Annotated in this window: 11 protein-coding genes; all 11 read right to left on the bottom strand. The window is 58.3% G+C overall.

Annotated features, from left to right (window positions below):
* Positions 1-51: 51 nt before the first annotated feature.
* Complete coding sequence (locus Q0216_RS00725) at positions 52-204, bottom strand: hypothetical protein (protein ID WP_298592110.1); 153 nt, start codon at positions 202-204, stop codon at positions 52-54.
* Between the two features lie 45 nt (positions 205-249).
* Positions 250-996 (bottom strand): hypothetical protein, encoded by a 747-nt coding sequence (locus tag Q0216_RS00720; protein WP_298592109.1) that lies wholly within the window; start codon positions 994-996, stop codon positions 250-252.
* 22 nt (positions 997-1,018) lie between these two features.
* Positions 1,019-1,369, bottom strand: coding sequence for a hypothetical protein (locus tag Q0216_RS00715; RefSeq protein ID WP_298592107.1), 351 nt, complete (start codon positions 1,367-1,369; stop codon positions 1,019-1,021).
* Positions 1,370-1,768: 399 nt separating this feature from the next.
* Positions 1,769-2,008 (bottom strand): hypothetical protein, encoded by a 240-nt coding sequence (locus tag Q0216_RS00710; RefSeq protein ID WP_298592104.1) that lies wholly within the window; start codon positions 2,006-2,008, stop codon positions 1,769-1,771.
* A 2-nt stretch (positions 2,009-2,010) separates the two neighbouring features.
* On the bottom strand, positions 2,011-2,349 hold the full coding sequence (locus Q0216_RS00705; RefSeq protein ID WP_298592102.1) for a hypothetical protein: 339 nt from the start codon (positions 2,347-2,349) through the stop codon (positions 2,011-2,013).
* On the bottom strand, positions 2,330-2,542 hold the full coding sequence (locus Q0216_RS00700) for a hypothetical protein (RefSeq protein ID WP_298592099.1): 213 nt from the start codon (positions 2,540-2,542) through the stop codon (positions 2,330-2,332). Before Q0216_RS00700 ends, Q0216_RS00705 begins: the two co-directional genes overlap by 20 nt.
* A gap of 10 nt (positions 2,543-2,552) precedes the next feature.
* The gene (locus Q0216_RS00695) at positions 2,553-3,101 is read right to left on the bottom strand and encodes a hypothetical protein (RefSeq protein WP_298592096.1); all 549 of its coding nucleotides are present in this window, start codon (positions 3,099-3,101) and stop codon (positions 2,553-2,555) included.
* A gap of 544 nt (positions 3,102-3,645) precedes the next feature.
* Positions 3,646-3,879, bottom strand: coding sequence for a hypothetical protein (locus tag Q0216_RS00690; RefSeq protein WP_298592092.1), 234 nt, complete (start codon positions 3,877-3,879; stop codon positions 3,646-3,648).
* 26 nt (positions 3,880-3,905) lie between these two features.
* Positions 3,906-4,106: a hypothetical protein gene (locus Q0216_RS00685; RefSeq protein ID WP_298592089.1), complete on the bottom strand. Its 201-nt coding sequence runs from the start codon at positions 4,104-4,106 to the stop codon at positions 3,906-3,908.
* A gap of 12 nt (positions 4,107-4,118) precedes the next feature.
* The gene (locus tag Q0216_RS00680; protein ID WP_298592086.1) at positions 4,119-4,340 is read right to left on the bottom strand and encodes a helix-turn-helix domain-containing protein; all 222 of its coding nucleotides are present in this window, start codon (positions 4,338-4,340) and stop codon (positions 4,119-4,121) included.
* Positions 4,341-4,395: 55 nt separating this feature from the next.
* Positions 4,396-4,635 (bottom strand): helix-turn-helix domain-containing protein, encoded by a 240-nt coding sequence (locus Q0216_RS00675; RefSeq protein ID WP_298592084.1) that lies wholly within the window; start codon positions 4,633-4,635, stop codon positions 4,396-4,398.
* Between the last annotated feature and the right edge of the window lie 141 nt (positions 4,636-4,776).

The following is a 4,776-nucleotide window of genomic DNA, read 5'->3' as shown; positions in this document are numbered from 1 at the left end:
GAAGTAGAATACATTGAGAGGGTCCATCCTAGGCAACAGAGTGAAACTCCATTAAAAAGCCCAGTAGGCGGGCTCGTTGGAGCCGAACTCGGTCGCCTGGCGTGCGTCGCTTACCTCGGTGATGGTGCCGGTGTGGGTGTCGCCGGGGTTGGTGAACTTCCAGGAGTGGCTTGCGCGGGGTGCGAAGAAATCGAAAGCGGACATTACAGTTTTTCCTTTCAAAAGGGGGTTGATAAAAAAATTTGGGGGTTAGATGGTGGCGTTCTGTGCCGCCCTATCGGCAGGGCACCAGGGGCAGAACCGTTCATTGCAGAGCGGGTACATTGCCAGTGTCGCGTCCTTGCCGATGGCGTTGATGAGGGTGACCAGCTGGTTCGCTTTGGCGAGCGCAGCTTCTGCAATCTGCGGCTGGTAGGGCTCCCACCAGAAGTAGGCGTCTCCAAGTTCACCGTCACGGGGCAGGAACGCGATCATGACCTGTTGAACTTCGTAGCCTGCGTTGACCCAGCCGGTACCGTACAGGTGCGCCTGCACCCGGTACTGGTTTGAAGGGCCGTGCAGCTTGTATTTTTTGAGCATGGCGGGGCCGACGAATTTCCAGTCGATGACGGTCTTGTCGTTCACGCTGAACAGGTCGGTGGAGCCGGTGATGTCGACACCGCCGATTTGCCCGACAGTGACGCGGTTCTCGACCAAATAGCCGTCGTTCTTGTGGGCGCCGAACCATTCCTCCATTTGGGTGTGGCAGGCGGTGCCGACGGTGGGTTTCCATGCGATGCCGCGGTCGGGTTCGGTGTCTCCGGCGAGCTTGTGGATGAGACGGCGGGTGCAGTCCATGCCGATCTCTGAGGGGCCGATGCGTTTTTGGAGGCTGCGGGGGTGGGCGGTGATGGCGTCGGTGATGACGCCCATGATGCCTGCGACGGTGATGTCGGCGGTGTAGGCTTCTGCCTGGCCCGCCCCTGCGGGGGGTTTGGCGATGGTCGGGTTAACCAACGTGCGTCCTTCCTGTGGGTGGTTAGCGGATGGTCAGGCGTGCGGTGGAGTCCTCGGCGAACTGGTCCTTGAGCGCCGGGGCGAGAGTCTTCAAATCGACCTTGCGGATGGTCTGGTAGAACTGCGGGAACGCTTCGACCGGGTAGGTCTCGACGAACTTCTTCTCGTTGAAGCGGCGCGGGTGGGAGACGGTGAGGGTCGCATCCCCGCAGGCGTACTTGCCGTTGGGCAGGTTCTTGAGGGTCGCCTCGATCTTGGCGGCTTCTTCCTTCAGTGCGGCGATGTCTGCCTGGATGTTGACCAGTTCGAGGGCGAGGGTCTGAAGCTGCTCGTCGGTGATGGTTGCGCCGTTGAGGGTGGTGTGGGTGGTCATGTTCTTCTTTTCCTTTCGGGGTGGGTTGAGGCGGTTGCGGCGGGCGGTGAGCCAGCCGGTGAGCGTCTCGTGGTTGTGGACGTCACGCGCTGTGGTGAGCGTGGTGATGGGTACTGGGGCGCCTGCATGGCCTTGGTGGTCATGAAGGGATGTATGGTTCTCTGCCTTCTGCTTTGGCGCGGCGCTGTTCGCGTTTGATGCAGGTTTTGCAGTCGGGGTTGGTTTGGTGGGCGGGTTGCCCGCAGGCGGCGCACACGTTTTGCGTGGTGTGGGGACGCCGCGGGGGTCGCCTGCCCGGCACCATCGTGCGTGCCGGTTGCCGCAGGCTGCGCATTCAGGGTTGCGCTCTAGCGCGTCCTGCCCGCATGCCCCGCAGAGTTTCTTGACGGTCATTGGCGCTTACCGCCTCTTGAGTGCGATGATGCTGACGGTGACTGCGAGCACGGACAGGGCAAGCGCGGTGTTCACCTTGGCGTCGAGTGCCTCATTGGATTCGTTGAGGGCGCCAATAGCGGCGGTGAGGCGGGCGGCTTGGGTGCGCCAGTCTGCCACGTCCTGGCGTGTAGTTCGGTGTAGGTCCTGGTGGCGTTCACGTGCTTCGGAGATGCGGTTTTCTACACCGGAGAAAGCGGTGGGCATGGTTAGTTCTTCTTTCCTTCGTAGGGGTTGTTCCAGTCGATGCTGGAGCGCTTCAATCGGGGCGGGGTGAGCTGTTCTTTGTTGGGGATGATGTGCCGGTACTCGCGTTTTGCACGGGCTGCTTTCTCGGCACGCTGGAGTGCCCGGTCGAGGGTGCTTCTGGTGAAGCAGTAGCCGGTGTTCTTGCTCCAGGCGGCGGGGGTGAGTGTGCGGCGGTAGACGCGGTTGGTGATGGTGAGCGGTTTGATGCCGAGGAATACGGCGGCTTCTGCTGCACTGTAGAGGGGCTTTTCTCCGTCCCAGTCGTCGGGGTGTGGGAGGCTATCTGCGATGTGTCCCATTGGTGTCTCCTGTGGTGTGGTTGTGGATGAATGAGCCGATGAGGATTGCTGCGGCTGCGGGGATGAGTGCGGCGGTGAAGGTGAGGGCGCGGAGGGCGATGTCTTCCTGTGCGGTGCCGATACCTGTGATGAGGATGGACGCGGCGACGCATGCCCAGACGAGGGCGCGTGCGGTGCGGAGGGTGGTGCACATGGTGTGTTCCTTAGCGGGTGATGAGGGCGGCGAAGATGGTGAGCGCGGCGATTGCCCAGAGGCCGACGGTGATCCAGGCGAGCTGGAAGATACGGCGGTTGGTGTCGTCCATTTCTGCCTGCAGGAGGGTGATTTCCTGGTTGAAGGCCGTCTGCTTGCCGTGAACCTTGTTTACGTAGGCGGTGAGCTGGGCGATTGCCTCCTGGTGTTCCTTGCTGGTGTGCTGGAGGATGGCGATGTCTCCCTGGTGTTCCTTGCTGGACTCTTGGAGGATGCCGACGGCGCTCTCAACTTCGGCTGCCTTACGTTCGTTTTCGACGACGCACCTCATGGTGTAGGCGACGTTCTGCCGGGTGTGGGTGTTCTTCTCGTCGAGGATGGTGTACCAGTGGTCGAGTCGGCTGCCGAGGTTGCAGTTTTCGTCCTGCAGAGCGGCGATGCTGTTGTCGATGCTGGCGATGTCGTCGACGATGCCTTGGTGGTTGTTGACGATGGTTTGGATGGCGGTGTGGCGGTGTGCCCTGCCGGCGGAGCGGTCGCGCTTAGTCTTGGCGGTCATGGTGGGTCCTTACTTGGTGGTGTGGTTTCGGCTGGTTAGGATGTCTGGTATGGATTCACAGTTGCTTTCAAATCTTTCTTTCTGGGTGTCGGTTTTTGCGGCTACCTCGTCTTTTGTCTTCGCATTGTTGGCGTGGTTTCACTCCCACGGGTCAAAGAAAGCGAGGGATAAGGCGGAGGCGGCGCATGGGGCGGCGTTAGAGATGCGTGATGCTGCAGTCCGTTCTGCAAGGGCGGCAGAAAAGCGAGCGCGGCAAGCTGAGAAATCAATCAAGCAGTTGAGGCGGATTCTTGCGGAGCATCAGAAGCAGTCCGAATCTCAGTCTGAGATTGCCTCCCACCTGTGGAGGCCTGTTTTCAAGCTGGAGCCTTTGAATACGGGCCTCTATCTGCTCCATAACGTCACTAATAAACCGGTTGAGGTTCTTGAAGTGGCGAACCTTGATGAGTTTGTTCGATGCCCCCAGATTCAACAGACATTCCGCCCTGGGGAGTCTCTTCGCGTTCACCTTTTCGGCGGTTACGGTATGTCGTTGCCGTCGAATCTAGAGCTCCGAGTCGGTGGGCGTGATGATGTTGTCCCCGTCCCGATCCCGCTCATTCCTCTGCCGAATCCGTAGTTCAGCTTTCCGAAGTTCGGCTTTTTCTACGTCCAGCGCGTGCTCTTCTTTCGAGAGCTTGATGGTGGTGAAGCAGATGGTGCCAGCACCAATTGCGCAGGCGACGCTGAGGATGGTGCCCGTGATGTAGAAGATGGTCTGGAACATCTCAGTGTTCATTAGCGTTCCTTATCTGCGGGGAGGGGCTAGAGGAGCCCTCGGATGGTGAATTCTTTGATGTCGATTTGGCTGTCATAGGTGATAGACACTTCGGCATTGACGAGGTTCATTCCTCGGGTCACCTGCTGGACAATCCAGCGGTTGCCTTCCCCTATTTTTTGGAGAACTTCTTCATGTGTAAGGGGCTTCGACTCTTCGTTGAAGAGGTCCTCGTAGGTGTTGTGCATCGTCTCTTCTCCTTAGTTGGTGGTGGTGGTGACGGGTAGGGACTGGAGCCAGTCCATGACGGCGTTTGAGGTGTAGTAGATCCTGCCGCCACGCTGACCCTTACTGGTGCGGATGAAGGCGGGGCCAGTGCGTGCCGTTCGCCAGTCGGCCAGGGTCTGTTCTTTCACGCCGAGTGCTTTGGCGAGCTCTTCGGGTGACCAGAGCGTCAGCCGGTCATTAGGAATGGTTAGCATTTCGTGTCACCTAACTGCTCATATATCTGCATTTACAGACAGAGGGGTAAAAAAATTAATTGACCGCCAGCTCTGGAAGGTGCTCAGAGTAGAACCAGGCAGGCTCAACGCCCAGTATTGCGGCAATCTCCCAGAGTTCGGTAGCTCGGATTGGGGCGTTGTGATTTTCGAGTGAAGAGAGGCGAGCGCGGCTAATACCTGCTTTGGCTGCCACCTCTGTTCGTGTGAGTTTGGTTTTGGCGAGTGCGAGCGAGAGATTTTCCGCTAGTATTTCGCCAATCTGTCGGGTGCTCATATCCACCGTCCTTTCGTGGTGATGCAACAATCATATGTCTGTATTTTGTGACAAGTCAAGCTAAAAACAAAAAATTTTTAGAAAATTTAGATTTTTTCGAGTTTTTAGCCTATGCTGACTGTATGAAACAGACTCAGAAGA

The sequence above is a fragment of the uncultured Rothia sp. genome, assembly GCF_937976295.1.
In the GTDB taxonomy this organism is placed as follows: domain Bacteria; phylum Actinomycetota; class Actinomycetes; order Actinomycetales; family Micrococcaceae; genus Rothia.
Note: the sequence above shows the minus strand (reverse complement) of the source record. Positions and strands in the feature narration are given on the sequence as shown.